This window comes from Streptomyces sp. Tu6071, from assembly GCF_000213055.1.
GTDB classification, from domain to species: Bacteria; Actinomycetota; Actinomycetes; order Streptomycetales; family Streptomycetaceae; genus Streptomyces; species Streptomyces evansiae.
Map to the genome: position 1 here is coordinate 4,088,451 of NZ_CM001165.1, position 18,503 is coordinate 4,106,953.

Annotated in this window: 17 protein-coding genes and 1 tRNA gene; 12 read left to right on the forward strand and 6 right to left on the reverse strand. The window is 69.7% G+C overall.

Going from position 1 to position 18,503, the window contains the following annotated elements; genetic code table 11:
* Nucleotides 1–568: 568 nt before the first annotated feature.
* Both STTU_RS33190 and STTU_RS16980 read right to left on the reverse strand, forming a co-directional pair.
* Nucleotides 569–1,072 carry a nucleoside deaminase gene (locus STTU_RS33190; protein ID WP_078518994.1) on the reverse strand — a complete coding sequence of 168 codons (504 nt, stop codon included), beginning with the start codon at nt 1,070–1,072 and terminating at the stop codon, nt 569–571.
* A 7-nt stretch (nt 1,073–1,079) separates the two neighbouring features.
* Nucleotides 1,080–1,919, reverse strand: a complete 840-nt coding sequence (locus STTU_RS16980; protein ID WP_007825039.1) for a GntR family transcriptional regulator — start codon at nt 1,917–1,919, stop codon at nt 1,080–1,082.
* 123 nt (nt 1,920–2,042) lie between these two features.
* Between STTU_RS16980 and STTU_RS16985 the strand changes: the two genes are divergently transcribed.
* From STTU_RS16985 to STTU_RS17005, 5 genes are all read left to right on the forward strand, one after another.
* Complete coding sequence (locus STTU_RS16985) at nt 2,043–2,240, forward strand: hypothetical protein (RefSeq protein WP_007825040.1); 198 nt, start codon at nt 2,043–2,045, stop codon at nt 2,238–2,240.
* 227 nt (nt 2,241–2,467) lie between these two features.
* On the forward strand, nt 2,468–2,665 hold the full coding sequence (locus STTU_RS16990) for a hypothetical protein (protein WP_007825041.1): 198 nt from the start codon (nt 2,468–2,470) through the stop codon (nt 2,663–2,665).
* Nucleotides 2,662–4,089, forward strand: a complete 1,428-nt coding sequence (gene repSA, locus STTU_RS16995) for a replication initiator protein RepSA (protein ID WP_052862379.1) — start codon at nt 2,662–2,664, stop codon at nt 4,087–4,089. Before STTU_RS16990 ends, repSA begins: the two co-directional genes overlap by 4 nt.
* Nucleotides 4,086–4,301 (forward strand): excisionase family DNA-binding protein, encoded by a 216-nt coding sequence (locus tag STTU_RS17000; RefSeq protein ID WP_043255478.1) that lies wholly within the window; start codon nt 4,086–4,088, stop codon nt 4,299–4,301. Before repSA ends, STTU_RS17000 begins: the two co-directional genes overlap by 4 nt.
* Entirely contained in the window at nt 4,301–5,470 is a 1,170-nt protein-coding gene (locus STTU_RS17005) for a tyrosine-type recombinase/integrase (RefSeq protein ID WP_007825044.1), read from the forward strand. Before STTU_RS17000 ends, STTU_RS17005 begins: the two co-directional genes overlap by 1 nt.
* 51 nt (nt 5,471–5,521) lie before the next feature.
* On the opposite strand, the gene STTU_RS17010 is transcribed toward STTU_RS17005, so the two are convergent.
* Nucleotides 5,522–5,595: transfer RNA gene (locus STTU_RS17010), tRNA-Gly, on the reverse strand.
* A 382-nt stretch (nt 5,596–5,977) separates the two neighbouring features.
* On the opposite strand from STTU_RS17010, the gene dcd reads away from it, so the two are divergent.
* Both dcd and STTU_RS17020 read left to right on the forward strand, forming a co-directional pair.
* Nucleotides 5,978–6,553 (forward strand): dCTP deaminase, encoded by a 576-nt coding sequence (gene dcd / locus STTU_RS17015; protein WP_007825046.1) that lies wholly within the window; start codon nt 5,978–5,980, stop codon nt 6,551–6,553.
* A 14-nt stretch (nt 6,554–6,567) separates the two neighbouring features.
* On the forward strand, nt 6,568–7,068 hold the full coding sequence (locus STTU_RS17020; RefSeq protein ID WP_007825048.1) for a phosphoribosyltransferase: 501 nt from the start codon (nt 6,568–6,570) through the stop codon (nt 7,066–7,068).
* 68 nt (nt 7,069–7,136) lie between these two features.
* Here STTU_RS17020 and STTU_RS17025 read toward each other — a convergent pair whose 3' ends face one another.
* Entirely contained in the window at nt 7,137–8,144 is a 1,008-nt protein-coding gene (locus tag STTU_RS17025) for a Yip1 family protein (protein ID WP_007825053.1), read from the reverse strand.
* 265 nt (nt 8,145–8,409) lie between these two features.
* On the opposite strand from STTU_RS17025, the gene STTU_RS17030 reads away from it, so the two are divergent.
* Complete coding sequence (locus STTU_RS17030; protein ID WP_234019251.1) at nt 8,410–9,552, forward strand: hypothetical protein; 1,143 nt, start codon at nt 8,410–8,412, stop codon at nt 9,550–9,552.
* 130 nt (nt 9,553–9,682) lie between these two features.
* Here STTU_RS17030 and STTU_RS17035 read toward each other — a convergent pair whose 3' ends face one another.
* Both STTU_RS17035 and STTU_RS17040 read right to left on the reverse strand, forming a co-directional pair.
* Nucleotides 9,683–11,143 (reverse strand): FG-GAP-like repeat-containing protein, encoded by a 1,461-nt coding sequence (locus STTU_RS17035; RefSeq protein WP_007825062.1) that lies wholly within the window; start codon nt 11,141–11,143, stop codon nt 9,683–9,685.
* A gap of 160 nt (nt 11,144–11,303) precedes the next feature.
* Complete coding sequence (locus tag STTU_RS17040; protein WP_007825065.1) at nt 11,304–13,580, reverse strand: (Fe-S)-binding protein; 2,277 nt, start codon at nt 13,578–13,580, stop codon at nt 11,304–11,306.
* A 415-nt stretch (nt 13,581–13,995) separates the two neighbouring features.
* Between STTU_RS17040 and dnaK the strand changes: the two genes are divergently transcribed.
* From dnaK to STTU_RS17060, 4 genes are all read left to right on the forward strand, one after another.
* A complete protein-coding gene (gene dnaK / locus STTU_RS17045) occupies nt 13,996–15,846 on the forward strand; it encodes a molecular chaperone DnaK (RefSeq protein WP_010263871.1) in 1,851 nt (616 codons plus the stop codon).
* A complete protein-coding gene (gene grpE / locus STTU_RS17050; protein WP_043255483.1) occupies nt 15,843–16,514 on the forward strand; it encodes a nucleotide exchange factor GrpE in 672 nt (223 codons plus the stop codon). Before dnaK ends, grpE begins: the two co-directional genes overlap by 4 nt.
* A 148-nt stretch (nt 16,515–16,662) precedes the next feature.
* Nucleotides 16,663–17,871, forward strand: a complete 1,209-nt coding sequence (dnaJ, locus tag STTU_RS17055; RefSeq protein WP_007825076.1) for a molecular chaperone DnaJ — start codon at nt 16,663–16,665, stop codon at nt 17,869–17,871.
* A 2-nt stretch (nt 17,872–17,873) separates the two neighbouring features.
* Nucleotides 17,874–18,335, forward strand: a complete 462-nt coding sequence (locus STTU_RS17060) for a heat shock protein transcriptional repressor HspR (RefSeq protein WP_007825079.1) — start codon at nt 17,874–17,876, stop codon at nt 18,333–18,335.
* The last annotated feature ends 168 nt before the right edge of the window (nt 18,336–18,503 follow it).

Here is an 18,503-nt window from a genome sequence, read left to right on the forward strand (position 1 = left end):
GCCCTTTGCCCTATGGAGGCTGCCTGTCAGGTGCGTCCGAGTGACCGTGCTTATCCGGGGTTTCCCGTCCCGTCTGGTGCGCTTCTGGTGCGTGCGCTGGCCCACTACCCCTACCCACCACCCACCCTTGCTTCCATCCCGTCCGCCTTCGGCCCACACACCGTGGAGCGGGCGCGGTCCAGGGCGTCAAGGTGGAGCGCGCCACTGTACGAACGACCTTGACGCCCTGGGCCGTGGCTGCTCGCCTCTGGCTGGGCCGAAGGTGGGCGGGATGGAAGCTCCCCGCGGCAACCCCGACGATGCCGGTGGACGCCTGCCGGGCCCCCTGCTCCCCGGACGCATGAGCGCCCCCGCCGGAGGCACGTCTTTGACCGGAGCTCCCGTACGGGTCGCAACCCATCGGGCCTTCGTCGCGCCCCCGATTGCAGGGGCGCGCGTCGGCGGAGCGGGGCGGAGCGGGCCGGAGGCAGGAGCGGCGCCCCGGTGGAGCCGGGAGCGCGCCCGGCGGAGCGGAGCGCAGCCGGGTGCCTTGATGAGGTAGAGAAACCTGTAACGGCGCCCTTTGGGCTCAAAGCTTGGGCTCTACGGGCTCGGGAAGTCCTTCGGCCCACGAGGTGAGGACTTGGAGGGCCTGAGGTCGGTGATCGCTGGACTGGGTCTCGGTGATGCGGGTTCGGTCGTTGGTAGGGAGCGCCAATTCCCGATAAAACTGGACGTCCTCAAATCCGTTGCGTGCAACATCGTGGCTATCGGCGCCATAGATCAATCGAGGGATTCGCGCCCAGAGGCAGGCGGCCAAGCACATGGGGCATGGCTCGCTACTCGCATACATGGTGCTGTTTTCGAACAGGTGCCGTTTGAGCCTTTGACCGGCGTCTCTGAGGGCCATCACTTCCGCATGAGCAGAAGGGTCCCACCTCTCCACTACGCTACTTTCGCCTTCGCCAACGATCTCCCCATTCATCACGACGATGGCGCCGAAAGGTGTGCCTCCACGCTCCAGGGAGCTGCGAGAGATTTGAATCGCACGGCTCAAGAAGTGCCCGTTTTGACTCGTGGTCTGCTTGCTCATTTCGTCCTCACTTAGAACGGGACTGGGGCCTTTTGCGCCACGCCTTCAAAGGGGTCACGAAGCGTAGTTCTGTTCTGTCGGCTGGGTATTCTGCGTCGGAGATTTCCACTACGCGGTCTTTGCTGTCGATCGAGATGCGGCGGCACAGGAGCAGGGGAATCCCGTCCGTAAGTCCCCACGCCTGAGCCTCGACCGTTGTAGGCATACGACCCGTCACTTCGTCAACGATCGTCATCACCTCAATGCCGACGGTAGACAGTTGATGCATCGTTCCCCCCGGCCATGGCTCTTTCGTCTCGTCTAGAAGATCCGGATTCTCCCCGATGAGGTCGAGCGGGATATACGAGGTGCTGAAGGAAAGCAGGTGGCCGCTGCTTCCGTCGATCGCTTTGTACACCCTGCGGAGGATTGGTTCCTCGGTGGCCACATTTAGGGCTTTGGCCAACGATGTGTCGGCCGTGATGGTGTTGTACTCGGTGCTGAAAACCTGTTCCTGAATGGACATGCCGAGGTTGGTTTCCGCCTCGCCAACGGCTGATCGTTCACGCTCGGGCTTGCGCGCTAGATCCTTCTCTGCCTGGTGGCGCTCCGAGGAGCGGATAACCCGCGCGGGCGCGATGCGCACCCGAGGAGCCTTCCCTCGTCCGGCAGTGATGAGCCCCTGCGCCTTGAGCAGCGAGACGGCCCCACGTGCTGAGTTCATGGAGCAAGACCACTGCTTACAGATCTCTGAGAGCGTCGGAAGCGGGTCTCCGGGCGCGAGTCGCCCCGCCTCGATCTGCATGCGGATGTCGTCGGCGATCTGCAACTGGATGGGGCGGGCTACGGCTGTCGGCTGCGGGTCCATGCAGGCCATGATGCGGCCTCGCGAGTTTGTGGGCAAACCCTTGCGTGCGGTCGATCCCTGCTCTAGTCTCGAATCAGTTCGCGGGTTTGCCCACAAACCCGCAAAGTCTGGAAGGGGTACGCCATGTTCAAGAGGAACCAGGGTGAGCGGGACGCACGGACGCGGGACCGGGCGAAGCTGAAGGCGCATCTGGACCACCCGACCTTCCCGTACAACCCGGACTACGACCCGGAGCGGGACAACTGGCGCGACGAGATGCTGCCGCTGCCGAAGTTCGAGTCGCGTCGCTTCCGTCGCCAGTCCGGCCAGTCCGGCCGCTAGAAGCCAGGTTTCCGGCAGAGGGCGGCGCCCCTACCTCCAAGCAGTAGCGCCGCCCTCTTCTCCCTCGAAGGGGAAGTTCCATCATGCCTGCATCTGTGATCGCTTCGCAGCCTGCCGCCTCTGTGGTCGCTCGTCCGGCTGCTGTTCGTATGGTGTCGAGGCGGTGCTGCCCGGTCTGTGGGTCCGGGCGCTGCTGGCACCCGGATGAGTGCCTGTTCGCTCTGACCGTGGGCACCTGGGCGGACTGCTCGGGGTGCGCGGGGACGGGCTGGGCCGGTGAGGAGTCGCCCGAGATCTTCTGTGCCACCTGCGGGGGTGCGGGCCTGCTGGAGCACAGCGCGGGGGCCCCGGTCTCGGAGAACGCGGCGGCCCGGGTCGCCCGTCACGTCGCCCGTGTGACAAAACTGCTCGGGGTGGCCGCATGACGGTCTTCCCCGTCGAGCCTTCGGCCGTGGCCTCTTCCGCTGCGGCTGTTGGTCTTGCTCCGACGACCCTGGCTGATCTGCTGCGGGTGGCGAACCTGCCGGGCTTCGAGCGTTGGCAGGAACAGGTGCGCCGTACCGGTGGCTGCTCGGACCCGATCCGCCTGTCGGGTCAGACGGTGACCCGCGACAAGGCCACGGGACAGGTCTTGTACTCGTACTCGACCGAGCACGAGCCGGGCGGGGTGCTGCGGGTGGCGTGCGGCAACCGGCGTGCCTCGCGCTGCCCCTCGTGCGCCTGGACGTACGCGGGCGACACCTTCCACCTGATCCGCGCGGGCCTGTCCGGGGACCCGAACAAGGGCACCCCGCGCACGGTGGCCGCGCATCCGAAGGTCTTCGCCACCCTGACCGCCCCCAGCTTCGGCCCGGTCCACAACCGGCCCGCCTCCGGCACCTGCCGCTGCGGCACCCAGCACCCCGAGGACTCACCCGCCCTGGGCACGGCCCTGGACCCGACCACGTACGACTACGCGGGCGCGGTGCTGTGGAACAACCACGCCGGGGACCTGTGGCGCCGCTTCACGATCTACCTGCGCCGCGAGATCGCCCGCCGCGCCGGGCTCACCCAGTCCGCCCTGGGCGCGGTGTGCCGGATCTCGTTCGGGAAGGTCGCCGAGTTCCAGAAACGCGGCGCGATCCACTTCCATGCGATCGTCCGCCTCGACGGCCCCGAAGGTCCCGACGAGCCGCCCCCCGCCTGGGCGACCACGGGGCTCCTGGAGGACGCGATCCCGGCCGCTGCCCGCCGGGTCGCTGTGCCGCTCGCCCCCGCCGGCGCTTTCCCGGCCCGCGTCCTGCGCTGGGGTGCGCAGGTGGATGTGCGCCCGATCGGTGCGGCGAGCGCGAACACGGAGCTGAGCGAAGAGGCCGTGGCCGCCTACGTCGCCAAGTACGCCACCAAAGCCGCCGAGACCACGGGAACGGTCGATCGCCGCATCGGGGAGCTGGCGGAGCTGGACAGGTTCCGGGAGCTCCCGCAGCACACCCGCCACCTGATCGAAGCCTGTTACCGCCTCGACGACGCCTACCCGGACCGCAAGCTCTGGCAGTGGGCCCACATGCTCGGCTTCCGCGGGCACTTCTCCACCAAGTCCCGCCGCTACTCCACCACCCTCGGCGCCCTGCGCCACACCCGCGCGCAATACCGCGCCCGCCAGGAACGCCACGAGAGGGGCCTGCCGGACCCCGACGACCACCCCGACGCCTCGACGCTCACCCTCGCCCACTGGATCTACGCCGGACACGGCCACACCCCCGGTGAATCCTGGCTCACCGCCCGCATCGCCCACGAGATCCGCACCAACCGCGAAACCGCCCGCGAAGAACTCGCGGCCTTCGATGACGAGAACCAGGGGGAGTTGTGACTACGGCTGATCGTCTGCTCACTGTGGAGCAGGTTGCCGAACTGCTCGGGACCACTGTGCGCTTCCCCCGGCGGCTGATCGCTGAGCGGCGCATCACCTTCGTAAAGGTGGGGAGGCATGTCCGTATCCCCGAAAGCGTCGTCACGGCATACATCGACGCACACACCGTCGAGCCGGTCCTGCGTGGGCGGCGTTTTCGGGCGGTGGCCTGATGGGAAACACCAAAGGATCTCGACGCCGATTCGGGGCCGTACGGCAGTACCGCTCGGGTCGGTGGACCGCAAGTTACCCGGACCCGTCCGGTCTCGTGCGGCGGGCGCCCATCACGTTCGCGACGAAGTCTGAAGCGGAAGTCTGGCTCTCCCAGGTAGAAGCCGACCTGACAAGGGGTGACTGGCAGGACCCGGATGCCGGGGCGGTGAACTTCGAGACCTACGCCGTCCAATGGGTCGCAGAACGCGGTCTGTCCGCCACGACGGCGGAGTTGTACCGGCGCCTGCTGCGGCTCCACATCCTGCCGACGTTCGGGACGTGGGACCTTGACGAGATCACGCCGCCAAGGGTCCGCACCTGGCGAGCCGAACGGCTCGTGGAGACCGGCACAGCCACCACCGTGGCAAAGGCGTATCGCCTCCTCAAAGCCATCCTCGAAACGGCAACGGATGATGAGCTGATCCGCCGGAACCCCTGCCGCATCCGAGGTGCGGGGAAGGAGTCGGCCCCCGAGCGCCAGGTGGCCACTGTCGCTCAGGTCGATGCCCTCGCTGACGCGCTCGGGCCCCGCTGGCGTCTCATGGTCTACCTCGGCGCGTACGGTCCGCTGCGCCCCGAGGAGCAGGCCGAGTTGCGCAGAAGGGACGTGGACCTGGACACCATGACGATCCGGGTGCGCATGGCAGCCCCCGAGCTGACGACCGGTCGGCGGGTCCCCGGCGACACCAAGTCTGAGGCCGGAAGGCGGCTGATCGTCCTTCCCTCCTTCCTGCGGACCGACCTTCGCCGTCACCTCGACTGGTACGCGGAGAAGGGGCCGGACGGGCTCCTTTTCGTGGGCGAGAAAGGCAAGCCGTTCCGGCGCTCCACCTTCGGGCGGAAGTGGCGCCGTGCTCGGGAGGTGGTCGGCGTCCCGGACGGCTTCCGGTTCTACGATCTGCGCCACACGGGGCACACCATGGCGACACGCTCCGGCGCCACGCTCAAGGACACGATGGTGCGCGCCGGCCAGTCCTCGGAGCGGGCCGCGTTGATCTATCAGCACTCGGACCTGTCCCGCCAACAGGAGATCGCCACGGGCTTGGACGCTCTGGTGCGGACCGAGCGGGAACGTGCGAAGGAAGGCGACGCCGGGCCTTCTGGTGCGGATCTGGTGCAAGACGCTTAGCGCGGTCTAGACAACAAACAACCCCCGGGTCGATGACCTGGGGGTTTGTCGTGGAGCGGGTGACGAGAATCGAACTCGCGCTCTGAGCTTGGGAAGCTCATGTTCTACCATTAAACTACACCCGCGTAGAAATACCTCGGCAGCTTACCAGACCTCGGGGGTCCGGTGGCGTCGGGGTTTTTCGTTGTGGGGAACTCTACCGTATGGGGGCGGGGGGTTGGGTGCGGGGTGGGGCGGGGGCGTAATGTGGCGTTCGTCCTGGCTCGTCGGTTTGTGGAAGGGGCCTGTTGGTTGATGGGGGACACCGTCGTGCGATGTGCTGAGGGGCATGTGTTTGCCACGTCCTCGTTTCCGATGCGGCGGCTCGGGGCCGCGCGGATCGGGCCCGGGCGGTTGGTGCGGTGCCCGAGGTGTGCGCGGTTGAGGTACGCGGTTCCGGTGGAGGCCGGGGCGCGCTGAGCGGGGTGGGGCCCGTCCCGGCGTGGGGCGGGCCGTACCCTTGACCGCGTGCTTCTCTCAGACAAGGACATCCGGGCCGAGATCGATGCCGGTCGGGTGCGGATCGATCCGTTCGACGAATCGATGATCCAGCCCTCCAGTGTCGATGTGCGTCTCGACCGGTATTTCCGGGTGTTCGAGAACCATCGGTATCCCCATATCGACCCCGCCGTCGAGCAGGTGGATCTCACGCGGCAGGTCTCGCCCGAGGGCGACGAGCCGTTCATCCTGCACCCGGGGGAATTCGTGCTCGCCTCGACGTACGAGGTCGTCACGCTGCCCGATAATCTCGCCTCGCGTCTTGAGGGAAAGAGTTCGCTCGGCCGGCTCGGGCTCGTCACGCATTCCACGGCCGGTTTCATCGACCCCGGTTTCTCCGGGCACGTCACCCTTGAGCTGTCGAATCTGGCAACCCTGCCGATCAAGCTGTGGCCCGGCATGAAGATCGGCCAGCTCTGCCTGTTCCAGCTGAGTTCGCCCGCCGAGTTCCCGTACGGCTCGGAGCGGTACGGCTCGCGCTACCAGGACCAGCGGGGGCCCACCGCCTCCCGTTCCTACCTGAACTTCCACCGGACCGAGGTGTGAGCCCCGTGAGCCCCGTGAACAGCGGCAAGCGCGAAGAGCTTTCGTACGAGGACTTCGGCGGCGCCGTCCGCGCGCTCGCGCAGACCATCGCCGACGACGGCTACGAGCCCGACATCGTGCTCTCCATCGCCCGCGGCGGCGTCTTTGTCGCCGGTGGTCTCGCCTACGCCCTCGACGTCAAGAACATCAATCTTGTCAACGTCGAGTTCTATACCGGTGTGGGTACGACGCTCGAAATGCCCGTCATGCTCGCGCCCGTTCCCAACGCCATCGACTTCAGCAACAAGAAGGTCCTTATCGCTGACGACGTCGCCGATACCGGGAAGACCCTCAAGCTCGTGCACGACTTCTGTGTCGAGCACGTCGCCGAGGTGCGCAGCGCCGTCATTTACGAGAAGTCGCAGTCTCTCGTCAAGTGCGAGTACGTGTGGAAGCGCACGGACGACTGGATCAATTTCCCGTGGAGCGTCCAGCCGCCCGTCGTGCGCCGCGACGACCAGGTGCTCGACGCCTGAGCACGGTCAGTACGTGAAGGGGCCCGCCGACACCTCCGGCGGGCCCCTTCGCGTACGTACGCCGCGCCTCAGAACGTCCCGAGCTTGATCAGTGAGAGCAGCGCCGCGAGCTGGATCGCGCTCGCGCCCAGCGCACGGGGCCAGGCGAGGTCGTGGGAGCGGCTCACCATCGAGGTGAAGAGGAGGCCCGCGGCGATCCACGTGATCCAGCCGACGACCTGCACGAACGAGGCGTCGCCGCCCGCGAACATCGCGATGATCAGGCGTGGCGCGTCCGTCAGCGTCATGATCAGCATCGACAGGCCCACCGTGGGCTGCCAGGAGCCGTCGCCGCCGAGCTGGCGGGCCAGCGTGTGCGTGACGACGCCGAGCACGAAGGCGCTCACCGTGATCATGACGGCCGCGGTGAGCACGTACGGGACCGCCGTGCCCAGCGTCGCGTGGATGACGTCGTCGCGGGCCTCGTCGAAGCCGAAGATCGCGAGCAGCCCGTAGACGAACGTGACGACGAGCGCCGGGCCCCAGACCGGGTAGTCGCGCATCCGCTGGAAGGTCTGATGCGGGCGCAGCACGATGCCGCTGAGCAGGTCCTGCCAGCGCAGCCGGGGGCCCGAGGGCGCCGCGGGGGCGGGGGGCGCGTCGTGGCCGTACGGGTCCTCGCCGATCGCGAATGCCTGCGTGTGGCCCGGGTTGTTGTGCTGGGCGGAGGAGGGGTACGGGGGCTGCGCGGAGGGGCCCGGGTAGCCGTAGCCGCCGCCCTGCTGCTGCGGGGGGCGGTTGTCCGGGTAGCCGTGGCCGCCGTTCCGCGGGCCCGGGTGGCCTTGCGGGGGGCCGCCGAAGTACTCCGGCTCGCCCGGACCCGAGGGCCTGCCCTGGGGCGCGGGCCAGCCGTTGCCCTGGGGTGCCGCCGGCCAGCCGTTGCCGCCGCTCTGCGGCGGGCGCGGGGCACCGCCGTACGGCTGCTGCCGCCGCTGCCCCGGCGCGGGGTACTGACCCTGCGGGGGCCTGCCCCCAGGGTTCTGCTGCTGCCCACTCGTGCGGTTGTCCCGGCCGCGTCCGATCCTGAATCCAGCCACGAACCGAACGTACCCGCATATCCGGGCCGGTACGGAGCGGTCCCGCCCGAGCGGGGGCTTTGCGGCCGAGCTGTGACATCTCCGGGTGGTGTGTCGCCGGACGCGACGGGACCCTTGCGCCCCACACGTACCGCCTTATAGGTTCGAACGTTCTGCCGAGGGCAGACCCGCGCGCCCCACCTCGCGGCCCGGTTCGCGTTCCTGGGGGGAACGGATGCGTCATCGCTCCACGGCCTTGTCGGCGACGCTCGGGGGGATTTCCCTCGTGGCGGCGCTCGGTGGGACGGTCGCGGTACTGGTCGAAGCCGTCACGCGGGTCGGCTCGGACGACGGCGGGCCTATGTGGACCGCGCTCGTCCTGTTCGGCCTCGCCGTCGTCGGCTGCGCGCTGTGGCTGCTCGCCGTGCGGGCCGCGCCGGGGGTCGAGCGGCTGCCGGACGGGCCGGTACGCGCGGGGATTCCGCGGCACCTCGCCCCGATCCGCCGCAACTGGCCCCACATCGGGCAGGTCCTGCTGTTTTTGCTCGCCCCGTACGTCCTCGTCCGCGTCGCCGCCCCCTCGCCGGGGAGCGCTCTCGGGGAGCTGCCGGGCTTCCTGCTGCTCATCGGCACGATCGCCGCGCTGGCCCGGCTGCCGCTCCTGATGAGCGGTCAGTTGCCGCCGCCGCTGCGCGGCTTCCGCAGGCGCGTCGCCTCCGGGCAGCCCGTGCTCGCGACGCGGGCGCGGCTCGGCAGGCCGCTCCGGGTCGACGTCCGTACCGCCTCGGCGACCGGGAGCGGGGAGATCGTCACGAGCGTCGCCTACGGACTCGCCGTCACGCCCGAGGGGGCGCGCGAGGTGGTGTCCCCGCAGGACGAGGGCTTCTTCGGGGTGGAGGCCGTGGACGAGCGCAAGATGTACCGGCTCACGATCGGGGAGCGGCATCTCTCGCACTCGGTCGCGCAACTCGCGGGGCATCAGGGGTGGTTCTGCGTGCCGCGCGAGTGGCGGGCGTACACGGGCGTGCGCGGGGAGCGGCCCCTGGTCCCGGCCTTCTTCGCGAGCGACACGGGGCACGTGGTGTGGGCGGCGATCGAACCCGTACTCGTCGAGACGGCGCTCGCGGAGGGGTTCCTGACGCCGCGCGAGACGGACATCGGACTGCGCGCCGCGCCGGTGCGGCGGCCCTCGTTCTACCTCGCGCGGGCCCATGACCGGTTGCTCGCGCTCGGTCTCGGCGTGGTCCTCGCGACCGTGCCCGCGATGACGGGGCTCTTCCCGGCGTGGGCGACGGTGCTCTTCGGCGTGGCCGGGCTGGCGCTCCTCGGCCGGGCCGCGTACGTGGCGGTCACGGCGCCGTACCGCTTCCAGGTCCAGGACGAACGGCTGTGGAAGCACTTCGAGTTCACCGACCCGGCGCTGCGCTGACCCGCGCGCCGCACGGACGTCCCCCGGGGCCGCGAAGGCCGCCGGGGGACCGGGGGGGATGCCGGGCGTCAGGGAATCCGGGGGGATTCCCTGACGCCCGGCGTGTCGAGGGATGCGGGGACCACGGGCCTCAGTCGGCCATGTTGTGGCCGAAGATCGGCGTGCCCGCGGTGGAGATGCCCACCGTGGAGACGTACACGCCCGCGCTGCCCTTGAAGCTCTTGCCGTTCGGCTGGGTCAGCAGCGGGTAGACCGCGCCGTTGCCGTTCTCCCACGGCGCGGCGATGATCAGGTCGCCCTTCTTGTCGCCGTTGAGGTCGTCGATGTGGACCTCGGAGCCGAAGCCGTCGTTCGCCTCGTCCTCGTTGGGGACGCCCGCGCTGTTCTGGCTCAGGAAGACCGAGCCCGTCCCGGTGATGCCGGAGCCGTCGGCCTTGTTGAAGAGGACGGTCACGGCCCCCGTGGCCTTCGCGCTGCCGACGGTCTCGCCGGGCGCGCCCACGATCAGGTCGAGGTGCCCGTCGCCGTTGACGTCGCCGAGGTCCAGCTCGCTGCCGAACCAGTCGTTCTTCTCGCCCGCTCCGGGGACGCCCGCGGTGTCCTGCGTGAAGGTCTGGATCGTGCCGGAGGCGGGGCCGCTCCTGGTGCCGTGGATGATCAGCGCGGTGCCGCCCTTGTGGGTGTGGCCGATGCCGCTGTCCCATTCGAGCCCGGTGACGATGTCGGCGTAGCCGTCCTTGTCGGTGTTGCCGATGTCGGTGATGAACCCGGCGGGGAGCCGCTGGGCGCCCTTGGTGGTGGCGCCCGAGGCGGAGCCGGGGAGCCAGTAGTTGGCGTCGAGGTCGTCGTTCTTGGCGTAGCCGTTGACGATCAGGTCCTCTTTGCCGTCGGCGTTGACGTCGCCCGAGTGCAGGTTCTTGATGCCCGAGCCCTTGCCGCTCCAGACGGCGGGGGAGACGGTGTACGAGCCGGCGCCGCCGCCCTTCGTGGAGCTGAAGCCGCCGCGCAGGATGTCGACCGTGGCGGCGCCGGAGGTGGTGCCCACCGCGATGTCGTCGCGCTTGTCGCCGTTGAAGTCACCGGCCTCCAGCGGGGCGCCGTAGTTGTCGTGCTTGGTGGGGCGCGGGTCCTTGAGGGTCGTGCCGCCCTTGAGGCCCGAGGCGGAGCCCCACAGGATCGCGGCGGTGCCGCCGTCCTTGTCGCTGCCGACGTCCTCGCCGGGCGCGCCCACGACGAGGTCGTCGTAGCCGTCGTTGTTGAAGTCGCCGAAGGCGGTGTCGGCGCCGAAGTAGTCGTCGGCCTCGGCGGCGCCGGGGACCCCGGCGGAGTTCTGCGTGTACGTCGCGGTGCGCTGGCCGCTCCTGCCGCCGTAGAGGACGGAGACGGCGCCGGCGTTCTTGTGCCCGCTGACGTAGGCGTGCGAGGAGCTGATCGCGACGTCCGCGTAGCCGTCGTGGTTGAAGTCGGCGTCGGCGCGGCCCGGGGCCAGCGGCGTCGCGGCGGCGGCGGAGCCCGTCGAGAGGGTCAGCAGTCCGCCGGTGAGGGCGACGGCGGCCGTCGCGGCGAGGGCGGTACGGAAGTGAGAAGGCATGGAGTTCTCCTGCGCGAAACGCGGGGGGCACCGTATGCCGCCCGCGGCCGTGTGGCGAGAAGGAGACCCGTGGGGCGCCCGCTTGGTTGTACGGGGCCGCGCGTACGGCGAAGGGGGCGCCGGGGACGGGTCCCGGCGCCCCCTCCGGGGGTCGTACCGCTCAGCCTGCCGCGGGGGCCGGCTCCGGCTCCGGGGCGTCCGCGGTCGCGGCGGGGGGCTCGGGGTCGGTGGGGGTTTTCACCGAGTCCAGCAGGAGCTGGGCGACGTCCACGACCTGCACCGACTCCTTCGCCTGGCCGTCGTTCTTCTTGCCGTTGACCGAGTCGGTCAGCATGACGAGGCAGAACGGGCAGGCCGTCGAGATGATGTCGGGGTCCAGGGAGAGGGCCTCGTCGACGCGCTCGTTGTTGACGCGCTTGCCGATGCGCTCCTCCATCCACATGCGCGCGCCGCCCGCGCCGCAGCAGAATCCGCGCTCCTTGTGGCGGTGCATCTCCTCGCTGCGGATGCCCGGGACCTTCGCGATGATCTCGCGCGGCGGCGTGTAGATCTTGTTGTGGCGGCCCAGGTAGCAGGGGTCGTGGTACGTGATGAGGCCCTCGACCGGCGTGACGGGGACGAGCCTGCCCTCGTCGACGAGGTGCTGGAGCAACTGGGTGTGGTGGATGACCTCGTACTCGCCGCCGAGCTGCGGGTACTCGTTCGCGATCGTGTTGAAGCAGTGCGGGCAGGTCGCGATGATCTTCTTCGCGGACTTCGGCTTCTTCGTGGACTCGTCCTCGTCGTCCTCGCCGAAGGCCATGTTGAGCATCGCCACGTTCTCGGCGCCGAGCTGCTGGAACAGCGGTTCGTTGCCGAGGCGGCGCGGCGAGTCGCCCGTGCACTTCTCGTCGCCGCCCATGATCGCGAACTTGACGCCCGCGATGTTCAGCAGCTCCGCGAACGCCTTCGTCGTCTTCTTCGCGCGGTCCTCCAGGGCGCCGGCGCAGCCGACCCAGTAGAGGTAGTCGACCTCGGTCAGGTCCTCGACGTCCTCGCCGACGACCGGCACCTCGAAGTCGACCTCCTTCGTCCACTCCAGGCGCTTCTTCTTCGCGAGGCCCCAGGGGTTGCCCTTCTTCTCCAGGTTCTTGAGCATCGTCCCGGCCTCGGAGGGGAAGGACGACTCGATCATGACCTGGTAGCGGCGCATGTCGACGATGTGGTCGATGTGCTCGATGTCCACGGGGCACTGCTCGACGCAGGCGCCGCAGGTGGTGCAGGACCACAGGACGTCGGGGTCGATGACGCCGTTCTCCTCGGCGGTGCCGATGAGGGGGCGCTCGGCCTCCGCGAGCGCGGCGGCCGGGACGTCCTTGAGCTGCTCCTCGCTCGCCCTCTCCTCGCCCTCCATCGTCTTGCCGCCACCGGCCAGGAGGTACGGGGCCTTCGCGTGCGCGTGGTCGCGCAGGGACATGATGAGGAGCTTCGGCGAGAGGGGCTTGCCGGTGTTCCAGGCGGGGCACTGCGACTGGCAGCGACCGCACTCGGTGCAGGTGGAGAAGTCGAGCAGGCCCTTCCAGGAGAACTGCTCGACCTGCGAGACGCCGAAGACGTCGTCCTCGCCCGGGTCCTCCCAGTCGATCGGCTTGCCGCCGCTCGTCATGGGCTGGAGCGCGCCGAGGGAGACCGCGCCGCTCGCGTTGCGCTTGAACCAGATGTTGGGGAAGGCGAGGAAGCGGTGCCAGGCGACGCCCATGTTGGTGTTGAGGCCGACGGTGATCGCCCAGATCATCGTGGCGCCCAGCTTGATCATCGCCGTGAGGTAGATGAGGTTCTGGAGCGTGGAGACGTCGAGGTCGCGGAAGGCGGCGACGAGCGGGTACGAGACCCAGTAGCCCGCCTCGTAGCCGTCGACGTGGTGGATCGCGCCTTCGAGGCCGCGGAGCAGGAGGACCGCGAGGCCGATGATCAGGATGACGTACTCGACGAAGTACGCCTGGCCGAGCTTCGAGCCCGTGAAGCGGGACTTGCGCCCTGCGCGCGAGGGCAGGCTCAGCAGGCGGATGCCCATGAGGGTGAGAATGCCGAGCGTCGTGAAGAGCGCGATGAACTCGATGTAGACCTCGTACGGGGGCCAGGTGCCGATCCAGGGGATGATCCAGTCCGCCTGGAAGAGCTGCCCGTACGCGTTGACGATCGTCAGGCCCAGCGTGAGGAAGCCGACCGCGACGAACCAGTGGGCGACACCGACGATGCCCCAGCGGTTCATCCGGGTGTGACCGACGAATTCCCTCGCGAGAGTGAGGGAACGCTGTTTCCAGCGGTCGGTACGGCTGCCGGCCGGGACCGGCTGGCCGAGCCGTACGTGCTGGACGATCTGCGCGATCGCTCGGGAGATGAGCGCCACGCCGACCACGGTCAGGAGCAGCGACACGATGATCGCGGCGAGCTGCATGGAGGGCTCCTCGAACCTGCGCGGAAGTGCGGGGTACTGGGGTCGGTGGGCCGGGAGGCCCGGTGCGGCCCGGGAAGGGTCGCCTTACTAAGCAGTAACTTAATCGGTTCTGTAGGGAGGGTATCCACTCTCCGTCGGCATGGGCCTCTCGCCCCGCGTGATCTGGCGCACGGCGCGGCGCGGGGTGCGTCCCGGGCGGTGCGGCGTGCGTCCTGCGGGGTGTGCCGTGCTCTTCGGGGTGCGTCTCGCCCGGGAGCGCCGCGCGCCGCGGGCCGTGTTCCGTGCCCGGTCGGGGGGTCGTTGCGCGTAAGGGCTGAATAAGAGTTGAGTGCGCCCGGCTCAGGTCTGTTGACAGGGGGTGGGGGGCTGTTGCATGGTTGAGCCAGTTCCACTCAAGTCATCTGGAGGACCCGAAATGGCACGTGCGGTCGGCATCGACCTGGGCACGACTAACTCCGTCGTCAGCGTTCTGGAGGGCGGCGAGCCCACCGTCATCACCAACGCCGAGGGCGCCAGGACCACGCCGTCCGTCGTCGCCTTCGCGAAGAACGGTGAGGTGCTGGTCGGCGAGGTCGCCAAGCGTCAGGCGGTCACCAACGTCGACAGGACCATCCGGTCGGTCAAGCGCCACATGGGCACCGGCTGGAAGATCAATCTGGACGGCAAGGACTTCAACCCGCAGCAGATCTCGGCGTTCGTCCTCCAGAAGCTCAAGCGCGACGCGGAGTCGTACCTCGGTGAGAAGGTGACCGACGCGGTCATCACCGTCCCGGCGTACTTCAACGACTCCGAGCGCCAGGCGACGAAGGAGGCCGGTGAGATCGCGGGCCTCAACGTCCTGCGCATCGTCAACGAGCCGACCGCCGCCGCGCTCGCGTACGGCCTCGACAAGGACGACCAGACGATCCTCGTCTTCGACCTCGGTGGCGGCACCTTCGACGTCTCGCTCCTGGAGATCGGCGACGGCGTCGTCGAGGTGAAGGCCACCAACGGCGACAACCAGCTCGGTGGCGACGACTGGGACCAGCGCGTCGTCGACTACCTGGTCAAGCAGTTCAACAACGGTCACGGCGTGGACCTGGGCAAGGACAAGATGGCGCTCCAGCGCCTGCGCGAGGCCGCCGAGAAGGCGAAGATCGAGCTGTCCTCGTCGACCGAGACCACGATCAACCTGCCCTACATCACGGCCTCCGCCGAGGGCCCGCTGCACCTGGACGAGAAGCTCACGCGCGCCCAGTTCCAGCAGCTCACCGCGGACCTCCTGGACCGGACGAAGACCCCGTTCCACAACGTGATCAAGGACGCGGGCATCGCGCTCGCCGACATCGACCACGTCGTGCTCGTCGGTGGCTCGACCCGTATGCCCGCCGTCGCCGAGCTGGTCAAGGAGCTGACCGGCGGCAAGGAGGCGAACAAGGGCGTCAACCCGGACGAGGTCGTCGCCATCGGCGCCTCGCTCCAGGCCGGTGTCCTCAAGGGCGAGGTCAAGGACGTCCTGCTCCTCGACGTCACCCCGCTGTCCCTCGGCATCGAGACCAAGGGCGGCATCATGACGAAGCTCATCGAGCGCAACACGACGATCCCGACGAAGCGCTCCGAGATCTTCACGACGGCCGAGGACAACCAGCCGTCGGTGCAGATCCAGGTGTACCAGGGCGAGCGCGAGATCGCCGCGTACAACAAGAAGCTCGGGATGTTCGAGCTGACCGGTCTGCCGCCGGCCCCGCGCTCGGTGCCGCAGATCGAGGTCTCCTTCGACATCGACGCCAACGGCATCATGCACGTCACCGCGAAGGACCTCGGTACGGGCAAGGAGCAGAAGATGACCGTCACCGGCGGCTCCTCGCTGCCGAAGGACGAGGTAGACCGGATGCGCCAGGAGGCGGAGCAGTACGCGGACGAGGACCACCGTCGCCGCGAGTCCGCCGAGGTGCGCAACCAGGGCGAGCAGCTCACGTACCAGACCGAGAAGTTCCTCAAGGACAACGAGGACAAGGTCCCGGGCGAGATCAAGACCGAGGTCGAGGCCGCGCTCACCGAGCTGAAGGAGAAGCTCAAGGGCGAGGACACCGCCGAGATCAAGACGGCCACCGAGAAGGTCGCCGCCGTCTCGCAGAAGCTCGGCCAGGCGATGTACGCCGACGCGCAGGCCACGGCCGGTGCCGAGGGTGCCGCTCCGGGTGCCGACGCCGGTGCCAAGGCCGCCGACGACGACGTCGTGGACGCCGAGATCGTCGACGAGGACAAGAAGGACGGTGCGGCGTGAGCGAGGAGACCGCAGGGGGCTTCGACGAGAAGAACGAGCCCGCTGACGTCTCCGACGGCGCCGCCCCCGACGCCGCCGAGGAGGGCTGCTCCGAGCAGGAGCGGCCCGCCCCGGGCGGGGACGCTCAGCAGGCCGGTCTGACGGCCCAGCTGGACCAGGTGCGTACGGCGCTCGGCGAGCGCACGGCGGACCTCCAGCGGCTCCAGGCCGAGTACCAGAACTACCGCCGCCGGGTCGAGCGCGACCGGATCGCCGTGAAGGAGCTCGCGGTCGCGAACCTCCTGAGCGAGGTCCTGCCCGTGCTCGACGACATCGGCCGGGCGCGGGAGCACGAGGAGCTGACGGGCGGCTTCAAGTCGGTCGCCGACTCCCTCGAGTCCATCACCGCCAAGATGGGCCTGGAGCAGTTCGGCGAGGAGGGCGAGCCCTTCGACCCGACGATCCACGAGGCGCTCATGCACTCCTACGCCCCGGACGTCACCGAGACGACGTGCGTCGCGATCCTCCAGCCGGGGTATCGCTTCGGCGAGCGCACGATCCGCCCCGCGCGGGTCGCGGTCGCCGAGCCCCAGCCGGGCGCGGCCACCCCCGCCAAGGAGCAGGCGGGCGCCGAGGAGGACAAGGCCGCTTCGGCGGACGAGGAGAAGGACGGCCCCGACAAGGGCTGAGCACAGCGGGAGTCGCCCGGCCGGACCGTATGATCCGGCCGGGCGACCGGGTACCACCGGGTGGGCCCGGTACAACAGGAGATGGCCGGGCGGGCCGTGCGGGGCCGTGGCCCGGGGCCGCGCCGCCACGGAAGGAGGGACGTCGGGGATGAGCACGAAGGACTTCATCGAGAAGGACTACTACAAGGTCCTCGGCGTGCCGAAGGACGCCACCGAGGCGGAGATCAAGAAGGCGTACCGCAAGCTCGCCCGCGAGAACCACCCGGACGCCAACAAGGGCAACACCCGCGCGGAGGACCGCTTCAAGGAGATCTCCGAGGCGCACGACGTCCTCGGCGACCCGAAGAAGCGCAAGGAGTACGACGAGGCGCGCGCCCTCTTCGCGGGCGGCGGCTTCCGCCCAGGCGGTGCGGGCGCCGGTGGTGCGGGCGGCAATTTCAACTTCGACCTGGGCGATCTCTTCGGGGGCGGTCCGGGCGGCAGCGGGGGCGGCGGTTTCGGCGGCGGCCTCGGCGACGTCTTCGGCGGGCTCTTCAACCGCGGCGGCGGTGCGCCGGGCGCGGGCACGCAGGGCGGCGCGACGCGCAACCGCGCCCGGCGCGGCCAGGACATCGAGTCCGAGGTGACGCTCACCTTCACCGAGGCGGTGGACGGGGCGACGGTCCCGCTGCGGATGTCCAGCCAGGAGCCGTGCAAGGCGTGCTCGGGCACGGGCGACAAGAACGGCACCCCGCGCGTCTGCCCGACCTGCGTGGGCACGGGCCAGGTCTCGCGCGGCGGCAGCGGCGGTTTCTCGCTCACCGACCCGTGCGTGGACTGCAAGGGGCGCGGGCTCATCGCGCAGGACCCCTGCGAGGTGTGCAAGGGCAGCGGGCGCGCGAAGTCGGCCCGCTCGATCCAGGTGCGCATCCCGGCGGGCGTCCAGGACGGGCAGCGCATCCGGCTGCGCGGCAAGGGCGCCCCGGGCGAGCGGGGCGGCCCGGCCGGCGACCTCTACGTGGCGGTGCACGTCAAGGAGCACCCGGTCTTCGCCCGCAAGGGCGACAACCTCACGGTCACCGTCCCCGTGACCTTCAGCGAGGCGGCGCTCGGCGGCACGGTGCGGGTGCCGACGCTCGGCGGCCCGCCCGTCACCCTCAAACTCCCGGCGGGTACCCCCAACGGCCGGACGATGCGCGCCCGCGGCAAGGGCGCGGTCCGCAAGGACGGTACGCGCGGGGACCTCCTGGTGACCGTGGAGGTCGCGGTGCCCGCGCACCTCGACGACCGGGCCAGGGAGGCCCTGGAGTCCTACCGCGACGCGAGTGCCGGGGAGGACCCGCGGGCGGCGTTGTTCGAGGCGGCGAAGGGAGCATGACCATGGAAGGGCGAGGCAGGAACCCGTACGAGCTGACCGACGAGACACCCGTGTACGTCATCTCGGTCGCCGCTCAGCTCTCCGGGCTCCACCCCCAGACACTGCGTCAGTACGACCGGCTCGGCCTGGTCTCCCCGGACCGCGCGGCGGGCCGGGGCCGCCGTTACTCGGCCCGCGACATCCAGCTCCTGCGCCAGGTGCAGCAGTTGTCGCAGGACGAGGGGGTGAACCTGGCCGGTATCAAGCGGATCATTGAGCTCCAGTCGCAGGTCAGCGCGATGGAGCAGCGCATCGCCGAACTGAGCGCCGCGCTCGACGGGGCCGCGGCGACGATGCGGCAGCGCGAGGCGCAGGTGCACGCCTCGTACCGGCGCGACCTGGTCCCGTACCAGGAGGTGCAGCAGGCGAGCGCGCTCGTGGTGTGGCGCCCGAAGAACAAGCGCGGGCAGGGCGCGGGGGAGTGACGGGCGGCCCCGCGGGGCCGGGCCGGGGCGGTGCCGTACGGGCGGGGTGATCCGCGCGCGGGGGTGCCGCCTTGTGTGCGTGGGCTCCCGGGAGTGTGGCGCGCCCCTGGCCCGTACCGTCGCGGGTGCCGCGTGAGCGGCGGGGCGTGGTGCTGGCCCGTACCGCTG

Bases quoted from the DNA above. Each gene is read 5' to 3' on its own strand.
- STTU_RS33190 (WP_078518994.1), bottom strand. From the start codon at position 1,072: ATGAGCAAGCAGACCACGAGTCAAAACGGGCACTTCTTGAGCCGTGCG.
- STTU_RS16980 (WP_007825039.1), bottom strand. From the start codon at position 1,919: ATGGACCCGCAGCCGACAGCCGTAGCCCGCCCCATCCAGTTGCAGATC.
- STTU_RS16985 (WP_007825040.1), top strand. From the start codon at position 2,043: ATGTTCAAGAGGAACCAGGGTGAGCGGGACGCACGGACGCGGGACCGG.
- repSA (WP_052862379.1), top strand. From the start codon at position 2,662: ATGACGGTCTTCCCCGTCGAGCCTTCGGCCGTGGCCTCTTCCGCTGCG.
- STTU_RS17005 (WP_007825044.1), top strand. From the start codon at position 4,301: ATGGGAAACACCAAAGGATCTCGACGCCGATTCGGGGCCGTACGGCAG.
- STTU_RS17035 (WP_007825062.1), bottom strand. From the start codon at position 11,143: ATGCCTTCTCACTTCCGTACCGCCCTCGCCGCGACGGCCGCCGTCGCC.
- STTU_RS17040 (WP_007825065.1), bottom strand. From the start codon at position 13,580: ATGCAGCTCGCCGCGATCATCGTGTCGCTGCTCCTGACCGTGGTCGGC.
- dnaK (WP_010263871.1), top strand. From the start codon at position 13,996: ATGGCACGTGCGGTCGGCATCGACCTGGGCACGACTAACTCCGTCGTC.
- dnaJ (WP_007825076.1), top strand. From the start codon at position 16,663: ATGAGCACGAAGGACTTCATCGAGAAGGACTACTACAAGGTCCTCGGC.
- STTU_RS17060 (WP_007825079.1), top strand. From the start codon at position 17,874: ATGGAAGGGCGAGGCAGGAACCCGTACGAGCTGACCGACGAGACACCC.